General features: G+C 71.6%; 20 protein-coding genes. 4 read left to right on the top strand and 16 right to left on the bottom strand.

Annotation, left to right across the window (positions count from 1 at the left end; genetic code table 11):
* Positions 1 to 2 precede the first annotated feature (2 nt).
* Complete coding sequence (locus tag ACFWZH_RS08430; protein WP_384427036.1) at positions 3 to 452, bottom strand: RDD family protein; 450 nt, start codon at positions 450 to 452, stop codon at positions 3 to 5.
* Between ACFWZH_RS08430 and ACFWZH_RS08435 the strand changes: the two genes are divergently transcribed.
* Entirely contained in the window at positions 435 to 836 is a 402-nt protein-coding gene (locus ACFWZH_RS08435) for a hypothetical protein (RefSeq protein ID WP_384427038.1), read from the top strand. The two genes, ACFWZH_RS08430 and ACFWZH_RS08435, sit on opposite strands and share 18 nt — an antisense overlap.
* Here ACFWZH_RS08435 and ACFWZH_RS08440 read toward each other — a convergent pair.
* From ACFWZH_RS08440 to ACFWZH_RS08465, 6 genes are all read right to left on the bottom strand, one after another.
* Positions 776 to 1693 (bottom strand): hypothetical protein, encoded by a 918-nt coding sequence (locus tag ACFWZH_RS08440; RefSeq protein WP_384427039.1) that lies wholly within the window; start codon positions 1691 to 1693, stop codon positions 776 to 778. The genes ACFWZH_RS08435 and ACFWZH_RS08440 overlap by 61 nt on opposite strands.
* Before the next feature lie 210 nt (positions 1694 to 1903).
* Positions 1904 to 2209: an ArsR/SmtB family transcription factor gene (locus tag ACFWZH_RS08445; protein WP_384427333.1), complete on the bottom strand. Its 306-nt coding sequence runs from the start codon at positions 2207 to 2209 to the stop codon at positions 1904 to 1906.
* Positions 2210 to 2304: 95 nt separating this feature from the next.
* Positions 2305 to 2793: an SRPBCC family protein gene (locus ACFWZH_RS08450; RefSeq protein ID WP_384427041.1), complete on the bottom strand. Its 489-nt coding sequence runs from the start codon at positions 2791 to 2793 to the stop codon at positions 2305 to 2307.
* A 157-nt stretch (positions 2794 to 2950) separates the two neighbouring features.
* Positions 2951 to 3376, bottom strand: a complete 426-nt coding sequence (gene nirD, locus ACFWZH_RS08455) for a nitrite reductase small subunit NirD (protein WP_384427043.1) — start codon at positions 3374 to 3376, stop codon at positions 2951 to 2953.
* Entirely contained in the window at positions 3376 to 5976 is a 2601-nt protein-coding gene (gene nirB / locus ACFWZH_RS08460) for a nitrite reductase large subunit NirB (protein ID WP_384427045.1), read from the bottom strand. Before nirB ends, nirD begins: the two co-directional genes overlap by 1 nt.
* Positions 5977 to 6106: 130 nt before the next feature.
* Entirely contained in the window at positions 6107 to 8137 is a 2031-nt protein-coding gene (locus tag ACFWZH_RS08465) for a glycoside hydrolase (protein ID WP_384427046.1), read from the bottom strand.
* A gap of 175 nt (positions 8138 to 8312) precedes the next feature.
* On the opposite strand from ACFWZH_RS08465, the gene ACFWZH_RS08470 reads away from it, so the two are divergent.
* The gene (locus ACFWZH_RS08470) at positions 8313 to 9158 is read left to right on the top strand and encodes an SDR family oxidoreductase (protein ID WP_384427048.1); all 846 of its coding nucleotides are present in this window, start codon (positions 8313 to 8315) and stop codon (positions 9156 to 9158) included.
* Between the two features lie 23 nt (positions 9159 to 9181).
* Here the strand turns inward: ACFWZH_RS08470 and ACFWZH_RS08475 are convergent, their stop codons facing one another.
* The 8 genes from ACFWZH_RS08475 to ACFWZH_RS08510 all read right to left on the bottom strand — a co-directional run bounded on the left by ACFWZH_RS08475 (position 9182) and on the right by ACFWZH_RS08510 (position 17668).
* Entirely contained in the window at positions 9182 to 9379 is a 198-nt protein-coding gene (locus tag ACFWZH_RS08475) for a hypothetical protein (RefSeq protein WP_384427049.1), read from the bottom strand.
* Between the two features lie 155 nt (positions 9380 to 9534).
* Complete coding sequence (locus tag ACFWZH_RS08480) at positions 9535 to 10839, bottom strand: ferric reductase-like transmembrane domain-containing protein (RefSeq protein WP_384427335.1); 1305 nt, start codon at positions 10837 to 10839, stop codon at positions 9535 to 9537.
* 333 nt (positions 10840 to 11172) lie between these two features.
* Entirely contained in the window at positions 11173 to 11304 is a 132-nt protein-coding gene (locus ACFWZH_RS08485) for a hypothetical protein (RefSeq protein WP_384427051.1), read from the bottom strand.
* 28 nt (positions 11305 to 11332) lie between these two features.
* Entirely contained in the window at positions 11333 to 12625 is a 1293-nt protein-coding gene (locus tag ACFWZH_RS08490; RefSeq protein WP_384427053.1) for an LCP family protein, read from the bottom strand.
* A gap of 175 nt (positions 12626 to 12800) precedes the next feature.
* Positions 12801 to 14897, bottom strand: a complete 2097-nt coding sequence (locus ACFWZH_RS08495) for a bifunctional polysaccharide deacetylase/glycosyltransferase family 2 protein (RefSeq protein ID WP_384427055.1) — start codon at positions 14895 to 14897, stop codon at positions 12801 to 12803.
* Between the two features lie 454 nt (positions 14898 to 15351).
* On the bottom strand, positions 15352 to 16542 hold the full coding sequence (locus ACFWZH_RS08500) for a M20 family metallopeptidase (RefSeq protein WP_384427057.1): 1191 nt from the start codon (positions 16540 to 16542) through the stop codon (positions 15352 to 15354).
* Between the two features lie 11 nt (positions 16543 to 16553).
* Positions 16554 to 16847, bottom strand: coding sequence for a DUF397 domain-containing protein (locus ACFWZH_RS08505; protein WP_384427059.1), 294 nt, complete (start codon positions 16845 to 16847; stop codon positions 16554 to 16556).
* A complete protein-coding gene (locus ACFWZH_RS08510; RefSeq protein WP_384427061.1) occupies positions 16841 to 17668 on the bottom strand; it encodes a helix-turn-helix domain-containing protein in 828 nt (275 codons plus the stop codon). The genes ACFWZH_RS08505 and ACFWZH_RS08510 overlap by 7 nt, the downstream gene beginning before the upstream one ends.
* A 161-nt stretch (positions 17669 to 17829) precedes the next feature.
* Between ACFWZH_RS08510 and ACFWZH_RS08515 the strand changes: the two genes are divergently transcribed.
* Positions 17830 to 18111 carry a hypothetical protein gene (locus tag ACFWZH_RS08515; protein ID WP_384427063.1) on the top strand — a complete coding sequence of 94 codons (282 nt, stop codon included), beginning with the start codon at positions 17830 to 17832 and terminating at the stop codon, positions 18109 to 18111.
* A 17-nt stretch (positions 18112 to 18128) separates the two neighbouring features.
* On the opposite strand, the gene ACFWZH_RS08520 is transcribed toward ACFWZH_RS08515, so the two are convergent.
* On the bottom strand, positions 18129 to 19043 hold the full coding sequence (locus ACFWZH_RS08520) for an aldo/keto reductase (RefSeq protein WP_384427065.1): 915 nt from the start codon (positions 19041 to 19043) through the stop codon (positions 18129 to 18131).
* A gap of 42 nt (positions 19044 to 19085) precedes the next feature.
* Here ACFWZH_RS08520 and ACFWZH_RS08525 point away from each other — a divergent pair, with 42 nt between their 5' ends.
* Positions 19086 to 19874 carry a sulfite exporter TauE/SafE family protein gene (locus ACFWZH_RS08525; RefSeq protein WP_384427067.1) on the top strand — a complete coding sequence of 263 codons (789 nt, stop codon included), beginning with the start codon at positions 19086 to 19088 and terminating at the stop codon, positions 19872 to 19874.
* Positions 19875 to 19884 lie beyond the last annotated feature (10 nt).

Here is a 19884-nt window from a genome sequence, read left to right on the forward strand (position 1 = left end):
CGTCAGCGGCCGGGCGTCGAACCGGCTTCGGCCGCCCGCAGATCGCGGAAGCGGACCAGGCGGATGCCGCAGAAGTCCTCGGGGCCTTCCGCCATGTCGAAGAAGGCGGCGATGATCCAGACCAGCACGAAGAGATAGCCGCCCAGCCACCGGCGGAACAGTCGCGGCAGCCGCGGACGGCTGGCGTCCGTTTCGCGGACCACGCGGGTGCGGACGGCGAACTTGCCGATGCTCGCGCCGCCGATGCGCGTCAGCACGACGTGATTGAGGAACGAGAGTCCGAAGCAGGCGCCGGCGGTGGCGTAGAAGACCTGCATGCCCGGCAGATCGGCGCGCTCGGTGGCGCGCATCGCGATGAGCGCGGCGGTCAGGGCGAGCAGCCCGTCGAGGAGGACGGCGCCGAGCCGCCGCATGTCGTTGGCCTCACGGGGGACATGCGGGGTGGCGGCCACCGGAGGGTGCTGCTGGTACGGCGAGGGCTGCTGCTGGTACGGGTGCTGCTGGAAGGCCTGCTGTGGTCCCGGCTGCTGGTACGGGTGCTGCGCTCCCGGCTGCGGGTGCTGGGGCGGGTATGGCTGCTGCGGGTGCTGGGGTGGGTATGGCTGCTGCTGGTACTGCGGATAGGGCTGTTGCTGTGGGGCTGGCTGCTGCTCGTACATGGATCCGGATCCTTCCACGTCGCGCAGGCCGGCGTCGGCCCGCCCCGGGGCCGTGACCTGCGCCCGAGGGCGGGCCCGGCGGTGCGCCGGACCCGCCGTCAGGTCGGCCTGTGGGGTCAGGACTTGGTGAGCGCGACCTCGGCCGTCTGCTGGCCGGTGTCGACCGTCACCGGGTAGTCGCGGTCATTCGCCCTGCCCGTGCCGCGCACCGTCACGGTGCCGGGCTGGAAGGTGGTGCCGGGCTCCATGCTGGCGAAGGAGACGGTCCACGGCACCGGGGCTCCCGGGGTGCAGCTGACGGTCTTGTCCTCGTACCAGCCGACCGGCGTCGTCCGCTTCTGCGGCTGGTCGGCGTTGCCGGCGAGCGTGATCTGGGCCGGCTTGTTGCAGGTCACCGTGCCACCGACGGTGATCTCGCCGGTGCGGGTGTTGATCTTGCCGGTGGTGTCGAGGTCCAGCCCGACGGCCAGCTCCGCCGGCGGCTCGGCCGTGCGGGCGTGGACCTCGCCGCGCAGGGGCTGTGTCGATCCGTTGCAGTACTGCTCAAAGGTGGCGTCGAGTTCGCGTACGTAGCCGTAGGGGCCGTAGGCGATGTGGGAGACGGTGAAGGAGCCCGTGCCGGTGCTGCACGACCGGTCGGTCTCGCTGAGGTCCAGCTCAGGGTCCTCCGGTTGGGCGTAGGGCCAGCGCGAGGCCTGGGTGTAGGTGGCGCCGTCGGTCAGCTTCTGGCCGTCCGGGGCGGCCAGGTGGAGGTACCAGCGCTTGCCTTCGGTCGTGACCACCGTGACGCCCACGGCGTTCTCGTCGGTTGAACCCGAGACGTCGAACATCTCGACGGCTCCGGCCGTGTACTGATGGGACTGCCCGTCCGAGACGAACTCGCCGGGCTCGCCGCTGAAGCTGAGGGATCCCGATACCGCCTCGTGGGCCTGCGCCGTGCCCGTCAGCGGGGCCGCCGTCACCGCCACGGCCAGCGCCGTCGTGACGACGGTTGCCGCGCGGGTCAGGGTGCGTCTCGGCGCGCTGCTTCTCATCAAGCTTCTCCTCCAAGGAGCGGTCCCGGTCCTGCTGGACCGGGATGCGGTCGCACATGCGTCACCGATCGTCAGGTACCGGTCAAACCGGACCCGGAGGGGGCGGCCGTGAAGCTCCTCAGTGATGCAGCGGGACGTTAACAGGCGCCACTGACAACGGCGCCACGGAGGGTGCTCGCCGCCCTCGCGGCCACGCGGCTCCGGCGCCGCTCAGTCCTCCTCGGCCAGGCGCTTGATGGCCGCGAGGCGGGTGTCCCAGGTGGCGGCCACCCGGTCCATCCAGCGGGCGGTGGCCCCGAGTTGCTCGGGTCTGACCCGGTAGCGCGCCTCCCGGCCCTCGCGGTGGCCGGCGACCAGCCCGGCCCGGTCCAGGATCCCCAGGTGTTTGACGATGGCCTGCCGGCTGACGGGCAGTTCGGCCGCCAGGACCGTGGCGGTCGCCTCGCCGTGCGCGGCGAGGGCGTCGAGTATCCGGCGGCGGGTCGGGTCCGCGAGCGCGGTGAACACCTCCGCCACCGCGTCCGCACCGGACTCCCGGCCCGCGTCCGCCCCGGGCTCCCGGCCCGCACCCGCCCCGGACTCCCGGCCCGCACCCGCTGCTTCGTCCGTGGTCATGCCGCGAGCCGCTCCGCATACTGCTTGATGTTCTCCGCCTGGCCGGACCAGCCTGCGGAGTGGCTGTCGTATCCGGCGGTCGGGATCCGCTCCTCGGGGATGACGATCTCCTCGAAGCCGGTCTCCACGACGCGCAGGCGGGTGCCGTCGCCCTCCGGCGTGAGGGTGAACTCGACGAGGGTGGAGTTGCCCTCGACCGCCACCTCTCCAGGGTGGGCGCTGGCCCAGCGGTACGAGAAGTAGTGCGGCGGGTCGACCTTCACGATGGTGGTCGGGAACTGGCCGTACTCGCCGTGGTCGAGGTGCATGATGCCGCCCGGCCGCAGGTCGATCGGCGCGGGCTCGCCCTGGCCGAACCACGAGCCGACGTGCTCGGGCTCGGTCAGGACCGCCCAGACCCGTTCCACGGGCGCGGCGATGCTGATCTCCCGCTCGATTCGGTTGCGGTCCTCACCGCCGGTGGCGTGGGCGCTCTGCGTGCTCATGGGGGTGTCCTCCTGTCGCGCTCTTTCTGCTCGCGCACTCGCTCTTACGTGCTACCCAATGGTTGCACGTCAAGCCAGGAGGTGCAACCAGATGGTTGCGCATTCCCCGGACCGGGCGCCTGGCGCCTGCTCAGTCGTCCTGGCGCCCGGCGCCCGCTCAGTCGCCCTGGCGCTCGCCGCCCGGCGTCCGCACCCGCACCCGGTAAGCCGGAATCGAAACCTCCGGATCGTCCAGGCATTCCCCCGTCGCCAGGTCGAAGCGCTGCTTGAGCAGCGGCGACGCCACGAACGGGCGGCCCCCGGCGGAGCCCGTCAGCCCGCGGGAGAGGACCTGGGCGCCGGTGAACGGGTCGCGGTTGCCGATCGCGTAGATCTGGCCGGAGCGGTCCACGAAGAGCGCGGCCTGGGTGCCGTCGGGCAGGAGGGCGGCGACGCCGCGCCCCGGGGTGAGGGCGTTCAGCGTGCAGACCGCGAGCCAGTCGCCCTGCGGGCAGTGGACCTCGACCGTGCCGGCGGCCGTGGTGGCGGCACCGGGCGCGGTGGCGGTGGGAACGGTTGCGGTGGGAACGGTTGCGGTGGTCATCAGGCAGAGGTCCCTTCCAGAGTGCGTACTGCCAAGGTCGGCCCGGCCAGCAGCGTCAGGTCCGGCTTGACCTGGTCGCGCTCCGGTACGAAGCGGACGGACGGGTCCGGGGCGTCGGGCGCGTTGACGAAGGACACGAAGCGGGCCAGCCGCTCGGGGTCGGCGAGGGTCTCGGCCCACTCGTCGCGGTAGTGGGTGACATGGGCGGCCATCAGGGCCTCCAGTTCGTCGCACAGCCCCAGGGAGTCGTGGACGACGACATCGCGTACGTGGTCGAGGCCGCCCTCGATCCGCTCCAGCCACGTGGAGGTGCGCTCCAGGCGGTCGGCGGTGCGGATGTAGAACATCAGGAAGCGGTCGATCAGCCGGATCAGTTCGGCGTCGTCGAGGTCCTGGGCGAGCAGGTCCGCATGGCGCGGGGTGGCCCCGCCGTTGCCGCCCACGTACAGGTTCCAGCCGTTCGCCGTGGCGATCACGCCGAAGTCCTTGGACTGGGCCTCCGCGCACTCCCGCGCACACCCCGAGACCGCGGACTTCAGCTTGTGCGGGGCGCGCAGTCCCCGATAGCGCAGCTCCAGATCGATCGCCATACGGACCGAGTCCTGCACGCCGTAGCGGCACCAGGTCTCGCCGACGCACGACTTCACGGTGCGCAGCGCCTTGCCGTACGCGTGCCCCGACTCGAACCCGGCATCCACCAACCGTGCCCAGATGACCGGCAGTTGATCGACCCGGGCGCCGAACAGGTCGATCCGCTGACCTCCGGTGATCTTGGTGTAGAGGCCGAAGTCGCGCGCCACCTCGCCGATGACGATGAGCTTGTCCGGGGTGATCTCGCCACCGGGGATGCGCGGGACGATCGAATACGACCCGTTCTTCTGGAGGTTGGCGAGGAAGTGGTCGTTGGTGTCCTGAAGGGCCGCCTGCTCGCCCTGGAGGACATAGCCGTCGGCGCCGACCGCCGGCGCGAGGGAGGCGATGACCGAGCCGATCGCCGGCTTGCAGATCTCGCAGCCCTCGCCGCCGCGCGCCTCCTGTCGGCCGTGCTCGTCGAGCAGTTGGGCGTAGGAGGCGACCCGGCGGACGCGGACGATCTCGTACAGCTCGGCGCGGGTGTGCGGGAAGCACGCGCACAGGCTCTGGTCGCCGCTGTCCGGCAGCAGCTTGCCGATCATCTTCACGCAACTGCCGCACCCGGTACCGGCCTTGGTGCACTGCTTGACCTCGGGGAGGGTCTCGCAGGCCTGGATGGCGTCCTTGGTGACGTTGTGGCAGCTGCAGATCACCGCGTCGCCGGGCAGCGCGTCCGGGCCGAGCGCGGCGGGCGCGCCCGCGCCGGCGGGCAGCACCAGCTGCTCGGGCGCCAGTGGGGGCACGGTGCCGGTCAGCGGGCGCAGCATGCCGTACGCCTCGGCGTCGCCGACCAGCACCCCGCCCAGCAGCTCGCCGCCGGCGCCGATCACCAGCTTCTTGTAGACGCCGCTGCGCGCGTCGGAGTACACCACGTCCAGACAGCCGTCGGTGGCGCCGTGCGCATCGCCGAACGAGGCGACGTCCACGCCGAGCAGCTTGAGCTTGGTCGACAGGTCGGCGCCGGTGAACCCGGCGAGTTGCCCGGAGCCGTCGCCGAGCCGCTCCGCGATGGCGCCGGCCGTCACCCGGGCCATGTCGTAGCCCGGCGCGACCAGGCCGTACACCCGGCCGTCGACGGCCAGCGCGCACTCGCCGATCGCGTACACCGCGGGGTCGTCGGTCCGGCACTGCTCGTCGATGATGATGCCGCCGCGCTGGCCGACCGGCAGCCCGCAGTCCCGGGCGAGCTGGTCGCGGGGGCGGACGCCGGCGGAGAAGACCACCAGGTCGGTCTCGATGCGGGAGTCGTCGGACAGCCCCATGGCGGTCACCGTGCCCGCCTCGTCCGCGACGATCTCCTTGCCGCCGACGCCGGTGTGCACCTGCAGGCCCATCTCCTCGACGGTGCGGCGCAGCGCACGGCCGCCGCCCTCGTCGACCTGCAGCGCCATCAGCCGCGGCGCGAACTCCACGATGTGGGTGCGCAGCCCCAGCCCCTTGAGCGCACCGGCCGCCTCTAGGCCGAGCAGGCCGCCGCCGACGACCACACCGGTGCGGGAGTTCTTGGCGTACTCCTCGATGGCCAGCAGGTCCTCGATGGTGCGGTAGACGAAGCAGCCCGCGCTGTCCTTGCCGGGCACCGGAGGCACGAACGGATACGAGCCGGTGGCCAGCACCAGCGTGTCGTAGCGGACGGTCAGCCCGGAGCGGGCGGTGACCGTGCGGGTGGTGCGGTCGATGGCGGTGGCCGGGTCGCCGAGGTGCAGCTCGATACCGTGCCGGGCCATGAAGTCCGGATCGGTCAGGCTCAGCTCCTCCGGGCTCCGGCCGGCGAAGTACGAGGTCAGCTGGACCCGGTCATAGGCCGGGCGGGGCTCCTCACACAGGACGACCACCCGTGCGCGCTCGGTGACGCCGCGGTCGGCCAGCTCCTCCAGGAAGCGCTGGCCGACCATGCCGTGGCCTATGAGGGCGATGGTGGGGATCGTGCCTGGTGCGGCGTCGGAGTGCGGGTGTGTGGTGGTCATGCTCGTCAGCGTGCGGTCCGGCTGTTACCCGCCCGCATCTGCTCTGTTTCCCGGGCGGAACGCTGCCCTCAGAACGCGGCGGGCCGCCGTGTGAGGGACCGCCCGCCCCGGCCCGCCGGCCCGCCTCGGGTCAGCCGCCCAGGCTCGCCGGGCACAGCCGGCGCGGCGCCCGGTCCGTACGCAACCGGGCGTCGACACAGCCGCCCGGCAGGCCCGCCTGCGCCCGGCTGCCGAAGTTCGCGGTGACGGTGAGCGCGCCGTCGCCGAAGACCGTGCGCTGCACCGTGCGGTCGCCGGTCAGCCACCGGAAGGACGTCATGCGTTCGGTGCCGGCGGCGCGGTGGAGCGGCGAGAAGTACTTCTGCAGCGCGGCCAGCCGCGGGCCGTTGCGGGTCAGCGTCGGCCCGTCCAGGACATGGTTGAGCGGGGTGTTGTAGAGCATCGCGAGCAGCGCCCGGGTGGTCTGCTGGTCCGGCAGCTTCTCGTACGACAGCTCCCAGCGCTCGACGTTGACCAGGGAGCCGTGCAGTGCGGTCTCGTACAGCGGCACGCGGTACTTCGGGTCGTACATGGCCTTGGCCAGCTCCGCGGGCAGCCGCACCGGCTTGAAGAAGGCCGTCGGGGCCTTCTCCGGGAAGTAGCCGCCCCACCTCTCCCTGTCCCGCTCCAGCTGCCACAGCCCGTCGGCGACCGGGGTGCCCGAGCCGTGGTCGAAGGCCAGCACCTCGTTCGCCCAGGCCTGGGCGGACTCCGAGCCGAGGACGAGGTTCTTCGACAGCCGCCGCATACGGGCCAGGCGCATCTCCCGGTCCTTCGCCTTGGTCATCTCATGCCCCGCCCCGTGATCGCGGAAGAGCTCACCCGTCGCGTCGACATCGAGGAAGTAGCTGTCCGCGCCGTTGGCGACCATCGAGCGGGTACGGTCGGCGAGGTAGTGCCTGCCCGGCTCGGCCTTCTCGAAGGCCCGCGAGCTGAGGTAGCAGCCCCGGCCCCCGAACCCGGTCTGAGCGCTGCCGTCCGCCTTGCGCACACAGAAGTCCGGGTAGACCCGGCCGGGCCAGACCGAGGTGGGGCTGTCGGCGCTCTTGGGGTCCTGCCCGTTGGCGAAGGTGTCGTAGGGCCCGACGAGATAGCCGGCCTTCTTGGCGGCCCGCACCGCCGCGGCGTTCATCGGACCCGGCCCGGAGTCGTACCCCAGCCACATCCGGTCCACGCCCAGCCCCTTCAGCTTCTCGACCCCGGCCGCGGTACGGGCGTCGCCCCACACATAGGCGTGGAACGCCCCGAGCAGCTTGGCGGTGGCCGGATTCCGCCGGATCTTCCTGCGCAGGCTGTCGAGCCGGCCGTGCTGGGAGAGGTAGGAGCGGTAGTCGGCGGCCGGGGCGACCGGGTTGCCGTCGGTGAGGGCGAAGGTCACTTCGTAGTCACGGGTGCCCTCACCCGCGTCGAAGGCGTGCGTGGCGGTGGCGCGCAGCCGGCCCCCGGTGGAGGCGAAGCGCAGCGAGGTCCCGATGTCGGTGGGGGTGAGGTAGCTGACGCCGTGCCGGGCGCCGGAGCCGCCCGCCCCTCCGCCCATGGAGTAGCCCCACAGGGGAAGCGACAGTTCGCCGCCGACGTCGACCGTGCTGCCGGCCAGCCCGCCCTTCTCGGCGGCGGAGTTCCACCACGCGTCCCGTACGGGGATGTCCAGCCCCTCGCCGCGCGGCAACTGCACCGCGGAGGCGGCCCGGTCGGTACCGGTCACCGGCCAGCCGACCGACCCGTCACGGTCCGCGCGCAGTCTGATCCGCAGCCGCCCGCGCTCCGCACCGGCCGTCACGCTCAGCCCCTTGGCCGGGTAGCTCCAGCGCGCGCCGTCGGCCGTACGCGTCACCGGCCCCGGTTTGCCGAGCCCGCCGTCGGCCGCCTCGGACAGCACCATCCGCCGCCCGTCGCCGGTGCGCGCGGTCACCGCGAGGGAGTCGGTGTCGATGACGGCGGTACCGCCGCCGACGGGCAGTTCGAGGCGGCTGCCCTTCAGGGTGCCGGCGGCGGCGCTGTCACATCCGGCGACGCCGAGTGCGGTCGCGGTGAGCGCGAGGGAGGCGGCCAGCGCGCGGGTGGCGGCGTTGCGGTGCCTACGGCCGGTCGTCTTGGGCGAGTGGGGATCGTCGGAAGTCATGGGGACTGGATAGTTGCGCGACTTAAGAGGCTTCTAAGAACCCGGCCAGGTCCCGATGGGTGGACATCCACTGAACTCCCGTCCTGAAGGCCGCTGTTGGCCCGCCCGCGGCCGTCCCAGGATGGTACGTTCCGACTCTTTGCGTACTCACTGCTCTCGCCTAGGGGATGCGACGATGATTCTGGTGACCGGCGCGAGTGGGAACGTCGGAACGGCTCTCCTCACTCGCCTTCACGCCGGCGGCGTGGCCGCGCGCGCGGCCTACCGTGATCCGCACACCACGGCTCAGGTGATCAAGTCGGGCGGTCGGGCGGTGACGCTCGATCTGGCCGTGCCGGACACGATCGGTCCCGCGCTCGACGGCATCGAGGCCGTGTTCCTCCTCGGCGCGACGGGCCCCGCCCAAACGACGCATGAACTCACCATGCTGGAAGCCGCCCGTGCGGTGGGTGTTCGGGTGGTCAAGCTGTCCGTCTGGCGGGCCGACGAGGGACTCTCGGCGATCGCCCGGCTGCATCAGCCCGTCGAGCAGTCGCTGGTGACGTCCGGCTTGCCCTGGACGATCCTGCGCCCCAACTTCTTTCTGCAGAACTTCCTGCGCCAGCCGTCCATCCGCGAGGCGGGGGAGTTCAGCCTTCCATTGATCACCGCACCCATCAGCTTCGTCGACGTCGGCGACATCGCCCGTGTCGCAGCGCGGGTCCTCACCACCGAGGGCCACGACGGCCGCATCTACGACCTCACCGGGCCGAAGGCCCTGACCTACGCCGAAGCCGCCGAAGAGTTCTCCGACGTCCTGGGCAAGCCGGTGCGCTACGTCGGCCTGCCGGACGACGAAGCGCGCGCGGCGATGCTGAGTCGCGGGATGCCGGAGTTCCACGTCGACGCGCTGATAGAGGTCGCCCGCGCCTACCGCGACGGCGGCGCCGAGACCGTCACGTCAACTGTCGCCGACCTCACGGGCCGTGAAGCCCTCGGCTTCGCCGACTTCGTGCGCCGGAACCGCAACGTCTTCGGTTGACCGTCGTCCTTGCGGCCTGCGCCCTATCGGCCCGCGGCCTGCGGGTCCGGCAGGGTGTGCCCGGTGGGGGCGCGGTCCGGCGCCGGCGGGGCGGCCGGGGCGACCGTCAGGGTCAGCAGAGTGGCGCCGAGCGCACTGGCGCCCGCCAGGCAGGCGGTCAGCTGACGGCGGACGCGCAGGGTGGCGACGTGGACGGGGGGCGGCTTGCGGTGGCGTGCCATGGACGGTGTTCCTCTCGGCGGCCGGGAAGGCCGTACGAACGAAGTGCGTTGCTGAAGTCCGCGATCGAAGTCCGCGATCGAAGTCCGCGATCGAAGTCCGCGATGAAGTGCGCGGCTGAGGTCCGCGGCCGAAACGCGCCGCTGAAGTGCGCAGCTCAGAAGGTGAACTGCTCGGAGTGGACACGGGACGCCGGGACGCCGGCCTTCTGCAGCGCGGCGGCTGCGGCCCGTGCCATACCGGGTGGTCCGCACAGATACACATCGTGTTCCGGCAGGTCCGGGACGAGATCGCGCAGGGCGCGTGGCGCGAGCGGATCGTAGGGGTCGTCGGACGGACCGAGAAGGTAGTGCAGGGTCGCGCCTCGGGCAGCGGCGATCGCCTCCAGCTCCTGTCGTAGCACCAACTGGCCGGCGTCACCCGCCCGGTAGAGCAGGGTCAGGTCGCCCGGCCCGCCCGGCAGGGTCTCGAACAGGGCCCGCATCGGGGTGATGCCGACCCCGCCGGCGAGCAGCAGCACCTTGCTCCGGGTGCGCCGGTGCGCGGTCATCGCCCCGAACGGCCCGGTGGCCAGCACCCGTACGCCCGGCCGCATCCGGCGGATCCGCCGGGTGTGGTCCCCGCACGCCTTGACCGTGATCCGCAGCATGTCGTCGCGTACCGGTGCGGAGAGCGAGAACGGCAGGGCCGTACGCCACAGCCGCCGGGACAGGAACCGCCAGCGAAAGAACTGCCCCGCCTCGGCCCGCAACGCCTCCAGCCCGTGCCCCCGCATCACGACGGAGACGACACCGGGCCCCTCGACCTTGACCTCGACGACCCGCAGGCTGTGCCGCAGGGCCGCCCGCACCGGTACGACCAGGCGGTACCAGACCAGCAGGGTGCCCACGGTGGTGTGCAGCAGTGTCCACAGCCAGGCGGCGAGTGCGCCGCCGGCCAGATCGGGACCGGAGAGCTGATGGGCGAAGGCGAGGGCGGTGGCCGCGTACGTCAGCAGATGGACGCCGCGCCACGTCTCGTGCCGCACCCGGCGGCGCACCGCGCGCGCCGAGGAGATGCCGACTCCGGCCAGCAGCACGGTGCCCGCGGTCGCCGCTGCCAGGCCGGGGTAGCCGAGCAGCGCGCGGGTGGCGCCGAGGAGGTCCAGGCCGGTGTGGGCGGCGTACCCGAACAGCGCGAGGGCCGCGTGCGCGCAGCAGAGGGTGAGGACGTAGCGGCCGCCGAAGGCGTGCCAGCGAGCCAACCGGTCGGCGCCGACGCCGTGTTCGACGGCCGGCACCCGCGCCATCAACAGCAGCATCGCCAGGACGCCGTAGCCCGCGAGCAGCCCGGAGAGGTGGGCGAGGGTGGCGAAGAGCGCATCGAGGCGGACCGACGGCTCGGCCTGCACCAGCCAGAGGACGGTGACCAGCGCGGCACCGGCGACCAGTCCCGTCAGCAGGGCGCGCGGCGACGTACGCAGCGGGGGCGCGGGCACCGGAGGGACGCGCGGCGCCTGTAGGGGGCGGGGCGGCACGGTCTGCGGGACGACGCGCACATAGAGGGGGTGTACGGAGTCCGGGTGCGGCTGCGCGAGCAGGCCCGGGTGCGGGGTGTCGGCCTGGGTGGTCACGAGCCGACAACCTAAGCCCGGGAATCCCCGAGAAACACCAGGTCAGGCCCCTCTTTCGGTTCTTTAAGGTGCCGTTGAGGATCTCCTGACCGGGGGTTAAGAACCACGGAGACACCAAGGAGACCAAGGAGGCCAAGGAGGCCAAGGAGACCAAGGAGGCTAAGGAGGCCGAGCGCGCCCCCTTCAGCCGGCCGCCCGCGACAGCCGCGCCCGTTCCTCCTCGTTCGTGAACCCGTCCCGCAACGGCGGTTCGCCGCGTTCGACGTCCCAGGCCAGGACGTCGGCCGCGGTCACCTCCAGCGGGGTCGCCGGCATGCCCGCCCCGGGCGCGGGCCGTCCGCGGTCAGCCCTTGACCGCGGTCACCGGCCGGTCGTCGCGCAGCTCGTCGAAGAGCCGCTTCGCCTTCGCCGGGTCCCACTTCACGGCGCTGCCCTTGGGGGTGGCGAAACCGAGGGAGGAGACGGGGACGTTGAGCTGTTTGCCGTGGCCGGCCGCGACGCCCTTCATCGCCTCGAACAGCGAGGTGAGTTCCTGAAGGCCCGTGGTGTCGTCGACGACGAGCGTGTCGAGCCCCGCGCTCACGGTCGGATAGACCTTGGAGGGATCGAGGAGGGTGCCGGGGGCCGCGGTCTTGTGGGCGAGCGCCGCGAGGAACTTCTGCTGGTTCCTGCTGCGGCCCAGATCGCCCTGGGCCTCCTGGTGGCGCTGGCGGACGAAGGCGAGCGCGGTGCGGCCGTCGAGCGTGTGGCAGCCCTTCTTGAGGTCCGCGCCCGACTTCTCGTCCTTGACGTCCTTGTCCAGGCACATCGGCACCCCGCCGACCGCGTCCACGATGCCGACGAAACCCGCGAAGCCGATCTCGGTGTAGTGACCGATGCGCAGCCCCGTGTTGTGCTCGATGGTGCGCACGAGCAGCTCGGGGCCGCCGAGCGAGAACGCGGCGTTGAGCTTGTTCTTCGACGCGGGGTAGTGCCTGCCCGTCTCGGGGCGGATGTACGCCGGAACGGTCACCCAGGAGTCACGCGGCAGGCTCACCATCGTCGTGCCGTGCGCTCCGGTGTGCAGCAGGATCATCGAGTCGGTGCGGCGGCCGGCCTCGGCCGAACCCCCCGTGTGCAGGTCCTTGCGCTCCTGTCCGGACAGGCCGGCACGGCTGTCGGAGCCCACGATGAGGTAGTTGGTGCCCGCGCCCGGCGCCGGACGGTCCGTGAGCCCGCCGAGATCGACGTCCCGCTGGAGCTTGGTGTCGGCCCATACATAGGTGCCGGCGGAGGCGGTGACCAGCACACCGACCAGCAGCAACGCCGCCCGGGTGAGTCGCCGTCGCCGCGTGGGGCGAACGGCCGGGGCCCGGCCCCTGGAGGGGCCGCCGCCATCGACGCCGCCCGGACGGACCGGGGGGCCGTCGTACCCGGGCGGGGTGACCACGGCCTGGGGGACGGGCGGGGCGCCGTCGGGCATCTGAAAGGGCGGGGCACCGCCGGCCGTCTCGACGGGCGCGGGGTACCTCTCCACCGGCCGGCCGTCCGGGCTCCACACCTGGCCGCTGCTGATCCGGCCGGTGCCGAGGTACGTCACCTGCGCTGCCTCGCCGTGCGGAGTCCCGTCGGTCGGCCTCTCCAGCCAATCAGTCATGGGCGGCAGTCTGCATGCTCACGTCCTCTTCACCAAATGCTCTGAGGATCTGCACAAAGGTGCACCGTTTCGCTCCGGAGGAAGGCAGAATGTGCCGGTCCGCCCGGCTGCGGCACCGCCTCCTCGGGCACCGCCCGGCCGTGCCGTGACGGGCCCGAGGAGACGTGGACCGCGCTCATCGCGAGGTCAGGCTCTGGTAGGCGACCGGCTGCCCGATGTGCTGGGCGGCGGTGCCCGAGCGGTGCATCCGGTGCCACTTCAGGCGGGTGCCGAGCAGGAACGCCACCACGGACTGGATGACGACCAGGTACATCAGCTGCCGGTAGACGAAGAGCTGGAAGGGCAGCGCCCAAAGGGCCCTGAGTCGCTCCCCGTCCAGCCTCAACGCGTACCCCGCACAGGCCAGTTGGATCACGAGGAACCCCAGCCACACCCCCGCCGAGAGCACCGGGCCGCGGAAGAGCGCCCCGTACAGGGCGAAGATGTCCACGATCGGCGCGAGCAGGGGCAGCGCGACCTGGAAGATCGTCAGGTAGCTCAGCCCGCGGCGGCCGAAGCGCCCGGCGGGACCCACTTCCAGGGCCGCGCCGCGGTGCTTCCACATGGCCTGGAGCGTGCCGTAGCACCAGCGGTAGCGCTGCCGCCACAACTGGCCGAGCGAGGTCGGGACCTCCGTCCAGGCGATCGCGGACTCCTCGTAGACCACCCGCCAGCCCGCCTGCCACAGGGCCATCGTGAGATCGGTGTCCTCGGCGAGGGTGTCCTCGCTGACGCCGCCGATGCCCATCAGCGCATCCCTGCGGAAGGCACCGATGGCGCCCGGGACCGTCGGCATGCACTCCAGCACCTCGAACATCCGGCGGTCGAGGTTGAACCCGAAGACGTACTCCAGGTGCTGCCATCGGCCCAGCAGCCGACGGCGGTTGCCCACCTTGGTGTTGCCGCTGACCGCGCCGACGGCCGGGTGGGCCAGGGGCTGGATCAGGCGGTGGATGGCGTCGGACTCGAAGACGGTGTCCGCGTCGACCATGACCACGATGTCGTGCCGGGCATACGACAGACCGGTGTTGAGCGCGGCGGCCTTGCCCGCGTTGGGCTGCCGGATCACCTCCACACGCGGGTCGTCGATCCACGTCGCGAGGTCGGCCGTGGAGTCGGTCGATCCGTCGTCGATGACGATGACCTGCAGATACCGGTGTGTCGAGGCGAGCAGCGACCGGACCGTGGACTCGATGCCGGCCTCTTCGTTGTAGGCCGGTACCAAAACCGTCACCGGCTCGGACACTTCCCGCAGCCGCGGCGCGCCCGGACGGAAGTGCGTCAGCCGCCGGACGTGGGTGCGGGCGAACAGGACGAGCATCAGCAGGCGCAGCAGTCCCAGCCCGCCCGCGATCCAGAGCACCCAGGTCATCCCGCTGACGAAGGCGTGCCCCAGGGCCTTGGCCCAGATCAGCCCCGTGCCCAACCAGTGCTCGACGGTGGACACCGGCCGGTCGGACGCGGGAAGGCCGGCCCCGGCCGACACGGTGGTGAACCTGGTGACCCGCCGGTCGCCGAGCAGCTTCTCGGTCTCCTGAAAGGCGTCGTCGTTCTGGCTCAGCTGCCGGACCATGCCCTGCGAAGGGTTACGGAACCACTGGTCGGCGGCGACCAGCGTGTAGCCCTGGGCCGCGGCCTGCCGCGCCGCCTTCCACTCGGCGCCGCACATGGTGTCCGCCGTGGTGGTCTGCGGCAGCCGGAGCAGGCTCGTGTGGACGCCCGCGGTGCCCGCCAGCGCCTTCTGCGTCAGCGACAGCTCCAGCCGGGCCCGGAGCGGCGAGGCCGCCCCCATGACGGCACCGGTGTAGGTGTTCGAGCCGATCTCGTGTCCCCCGGCCCGGATGCGCCGCACCAGGTCCGGGTGCTGGGCCGCCTGCGCACCGTGCAGGAAGAACGTGGCATGCGCGTGGTGCCTGCGCAGCAGTTCCAGGATGCGCGGGGTCCACACCGGATCGGGCCCGCCGTCGTAGGTGAGCGCCACGGTACGGGCGGGCATCCTGGCGGATTCCGCCCTGCCGCCGTCCAGCCGCAGCACCGGACCGCCCTTGGCCACCTCCCGCGGCACGGGGGTGGTGCAGTCGCTGCGGATCTTCGCGGCGTCGACCTCGTGGGTGGTCCAGCCCTCGAAGAGCAGGGCGCCGAACATCACGGGCAGGACGAGGATCAACAGCAGCCAGTGTCCGCGCGGATCACGCGACTGCGCGTGCCGGCCCCGATTCGAGCGGCGCCTCACGCGGTGACCGCGGTGGGGCCGGTCCGCGCATCCTCTCTACGCCCGGAACAAGCCTCTCCACAGGGTCGGGAATGGGGTATTTCCTGGCGTTTTCTACGCTTGCTGGCCTCGCACATGGTCGGCGAGTGTACCCACGGCCGACGGTGCTTCCGGGCCCGCAGCCCTCCTCGGCCGGCCCTCGACGACGGGAACGGCAAAGCTCACAGCGGCTGTTCCCGCCGGAAAAATTCAGCCCGCCCCCCGTGCGCAACACCGGCGGCCGATGGGGACTTGTCCGGCATAAGGAAATTCGCGCTGCGGTGCCTCGGCCGGAGACCGCGGCGGTGCCGCAGTAACACCGCGGCACCGCCCGGCGCAGACCAACCCGTAAGGCACTACCGAACGAACCGCGACACGGGGAGGAGCCACGCCCGCGATGCAGACCCCGGGCCGGGCGCCCGCGCACCTCCCGGCTTCACTCCCCGCCCAGCCGCCGCGCCGCCAGCTCCGCGTACAGGGTCGCGCCGTCGGCCAGCACCGCGTCGTCGAACTCGGCGAGCGGCGAATGGTTGTTGGGGCTGCGTTCGTGGTCGGCACCGGCCGGCGGGGCGCCGAGCAGGATCATCGCGCCCGGCACCTCGGCCAGGACGCGGGAGAAGTCCTCCGCGCCCGCCAGCGGCTGCGTCATCGGCGCGAAACGCTCCTCGCCCAGCACCTCGCGGACCGCGCCCGCCGCGAAGTCCGCCTCCGCGTGGTCGTTGACGGTCACCGGATACACCTCCGCGAAGTCCGCGTCCACACCCACCCCGTACGCCGCCGCGATGCCCCGGCACACCTCCACCGTGCCGTCCTTGACCCGCGCCTGGGCGGCGTCCGAGAAGCTGCGGACGGTCGCCTCGAAGACCGCGGTCTCCGGGATGACGTTCTGCTGGGTGCCCGCGTGGAACGTGCCCACCGTCAGCACCACCGGGTCGAAGACGTCGAAGGTACGGGTGATCCACGCCTGCAGCGCTGTGACCATGGCACACGCCGCCTGCACCGGGTCCTTGGCCCGGAACGGCATCGAGCCGTGCCCGCCCTCGCCGCGCACGGTCACCCGCAGCACATTGGACGCCGCCAGCGCCGGGCCGCCCCGGGTACGGAAGACGCCGCTGGGCAGGCCCGCGGACAGCACATGGAGCGCGTACGCCGCCGTCGGCCGTCGCCCCGCCGCGTCCAGCAGCCCCTCCTCCAACATGTACCGCGCGCCGTCGTGGCTCTCCTCGCCGGGCTGGAACATGAACAGCACATCGCCCGCGAGCCGGTCGCGGTGCGCGCTGAGCAGCTTGGCCGCGCCGGCGAGCATCGCGGTGTGCAGGTCATGGCCGCAGGCGTGCATCCGGTCGTTGTCGGCGGCGAAGTCCAGGCCGGTACGTTCGGCGACCGGCAGCGCGTCCATGTCCCCCCGCAGCAGTACGACCGGGCCGGGCCGCCCGCCGCGCAGCACCGCGGTGACGGAGCTGAGCCGCTCGCCGGTGCTGACCTCCAGCGGCAGGCCGTCCAACTCGGCGAGCACCGCCTCCTGCGTACGGGGGAGTGTGAGCCCCGTCTCGGGGATCCGGTGCAGCGAGCGGCGCAGCCGTACGAGGTCGTCGGAGAGGCTGCGGGCGTCGTCGCGGAGGTTCAAGGGTGCTCCCTTCAGGCGGGGAACTCCCCGCGCTTGATGGCCGTGACGAATGCATTCCACCCGCCGGCGGGAAAAATGAGCGCCGGACCGTCCGGGTTCTTGCTGTCCCGGACGGGGACGAGGCCGTGGGGGGCGGCGGAGAGGGTGCGGGAGAACTCGAGGCAGGCCCCACCGTTGCCCTCGCTGTAGGAGGACTTGACCCAGGCGAAGTCGCGGGTGAATTCGACGCACTGTCCGCCGTCGCCGCCGCTGTAGGACGACTTGATCCACTCAGCGTTCGCAAGATCGAGGTCGGTGCTCACCATCTGTACTCCTTCAACAGGGACTTGATGAGGGTCAGCGATCTCTCGGGAGACAACGCGTTCGCCCTCAACCGATCGTAGCTGTCGGTGTGTGACGCAACAGTCTCAGCCGAGTCATACAGCTTTCCTCCCTGGGGGCCGTCTGCGTAGAGCACGGAGGGAGAGTCCTCGAAGGTCAGCAGGGTGAACGGCATGTGCACCGCCGGGGCCCCCGCGGAGTAGGGCAGGACCTGGAGCTCGATGTGAGGCGAGGCAACGGCTGTCAGTAGATATTCCAGCTGCCCGGGCATGGCGTCAGCGCCACCTACGTCCGTCCGCAGACACGCCTCGTGCATGATGACCCACAGGAGCGGAGGCTTGTCCTGCTCGAAGAGCTCGCTACGGCGCAACCGGGCGGCAACCCGCCCTTCGATCAGCTTCGCGTCCTCACGTGGATGGGAAGCTCGGAAGATCGCCCGCGCGTACGCCTCCGTCTGAAGAATTCCCATCACCAGGCTCGCCGAGTAATCGAGTATCCGCGACGCCTTCTTCTCCAAGTTGAGGTATGGGACGAACCAACTCGGGTGATCCCCTTCGTCGATCCTCTTCAGCAGCCCCGCGAATAACTCGCCCGTCCCGAACGCGGTGTCGCAGCCCTTCGCGAACTTCATGCTCGGCCTGGGAAGCAGCGTCCCGGACTCGACCTTGCTGACGTAGCCGTCGGTGTAGCCCGTGGCTTTGGCCAGGTGCTTCTGTGTGAGCTTGCGGGCCAGTCGTACCTGTCTGATGTCGCGGCCGAAGCGCTGGAGCGGATTCAAATGCTCGGGAGGTGTCGTCTCGTCCAACGCTGTGACCTCTCGTCATGTGGGCATACGTCGACATCGCGACAGGTCTTGACCTGAACCCTGCCGGTTCAACAGCACCAATTCTATTGCCCGTTGCGTTGCCGTGTGACCGAATGACTACATCCGGTTACCCCGCAAAATCCCCTAGGGAGACAGGCGACATGACAGACGCAACCGACAACGCAAGGCTCCTGCCGCCGCCGACCCCCGAAGGCAAGCGCTGCCTGGTCGTGGGCGATGGGACCGGCTACGTGTCCCGGATGGCCGACAACCTTGAGGAGACCCAGCTCGGGCTGGCCGCCGAGCTCATCGACGAGTCGCGCCGCATCCTCGGTGCACGCCGGTGGACGCCCGGCGAAATCCACTTGCTGGCCGTCGAGTTGACCGACACGCTCGCCCAGGTGCACCACGTCGCGAAGTGCCGCGGCCCACGCCGTTCCTGAACCTCCGGCTACGACGGCTACGCGTGGTCGGCCACCGCGTCCAGCTGCGCCATATCCGCCTCCGTCAGAGCGATCCCGGCCGCCGCCAGGTTCTCGTCGAGGTGCGCGGGCGATCCCGTGCCGGGGGTGGGCAGCAGTACGGGGGAGCGGTGCAGCAGCCAGGCCAGCGCGATCTGCCCGGTACTCGCCCCGTGCCGGGCGGCGACCGCGTCGAGCGCCGCACCCAGCGCCGCACCCGCGCCGCCCGTCAACGCGCCATTGCCCAACGGGAACCACGGCAGGAAGGCCGTGCCGCGCTCCTCGCACAGCTCCAGTACGTCCTCCGAGGCGCGGTCCATCAGGTTGTAGCGGTTCTGGACGGAAGCGATGGGTGTCAGCTCCTGCGCCCGCCGCAGCTCCGCCGCGCGGACGGAGTCCAGCCCGATGTGCCGGACCTTGCCCTCGCGCTGGAGTTCCCGCAGCGCGCCCAGCTGGTCGGCCATCGGTACCGCCGGGTCCAGCCGGTGCAACTGGTAGAGATCGATGGTGTCGGTGCGCAGCCGGCGCAGGCTCGCCTCGCACATGGCGCGCAGCCGCTCCGGTCGTCCGTCGATGTGCCAGACGTCGGGACCGGTCCGCACCACCCCGCCCTTCGTCGCGATCACCAGCCCCTCCGGGTACGGATGCAGGGCGTGCGCCACCAGTTCCTCGGCCACGTCCGGGCCGTAGTTGTCGGCGGTGTCGATCAGCGTGACCCCGCGCTCCACGGCCTGCCGCAGCAGGGCGACGGAGCGCTGCGGATCGTCGTGCCGCGGCCCCCAGTAACCGGGCCCGACGAGGCCACCGGTCCCGAACCCCAGGCGCCGGACCGGAAGCTCCCCGCCGATGGAGAAACGCACGTCGCGGTCGCGGTCGCCGTCGCGGTCGAAGGCGGCGGCAGTCTCAGCGTTCATCATCCTGAGCCTAGAGCGGTGCGCGGTTCGTAAGATCGCCCGGTGCCCCCTGACATATCGCTCTTCGCCCTGACCCTGCTCTGCCTGGCCGCGCTCGCGGCGGGCTGGATCGACGCCGTGGTGGGCGGTGGGGGACTGCTGCTGCTTCCCGCTCTGCTGGTCGGCCTGCCGCACACGCCCGCCGCCTACGTCCTGGGCACCAACAAGTCCACCGCCATCGTGGGCACCACCGCCGCCGCGGTCACCTACGTCCGCAAGGCGCCCATCGACCTCCGTACGGCGCTGCGCATCGGCCTCGCCGCGGTCGCCGGTTCGCTGGCCGGGGCGTTCTTCGCGGCCGGCATCAACAGCGAGGTGCTACGCCCGCTGATCATGGCGGTGCTGCTGGCGGTGCTCGCGTTCATCCTCTTCCGCCCGGCCTTCGGGACCGCCCCCGCGCCGTCGGGGCCGGTCACCCGGCGGCGGGTGCTGGCGGCCGTCCTCGTCGCCGGCCTGGGGATCGGCTTCTACGACGGCCTGATCGGGCCGGGAACGGGCGCGTTCCTCGTCATCGCGCTCGCCGCCGTACTGCACATGGACCTGGTCAGCTCGTCCGCCACCGCCAAGGTCGTCAACGTCTGCACCAATGTCGGCGCACTGACCATGTTCGCGATCCAGGGCACCGTGCTGTGGCAACTCGGCGCCCTGCTCGCCCTGTTCAACCTCGTCGGGGGGCTGGTCGGCGCGAAGATGGCGCTCAAGCGCGGCGCCGGGTTCGTCCGCGGGGTGCTGGTGGTCGTGGTCGTCGCCCTGCTGTGCAAGCTGGCGTACGACCAGTGGCTGGCGGTCTGAGGGCAGGGCC

Origin of the sequence: Streptomyces sp. NPDC059008, assembly GCF_042749045.1 — a bacterium.
In the GTDB taxonomy this organism is placed as follows: Bacteria; Actinomycetota; Actinomycetes; order Streptomycetales; family Streptomycetaceae; genus Streptomyces.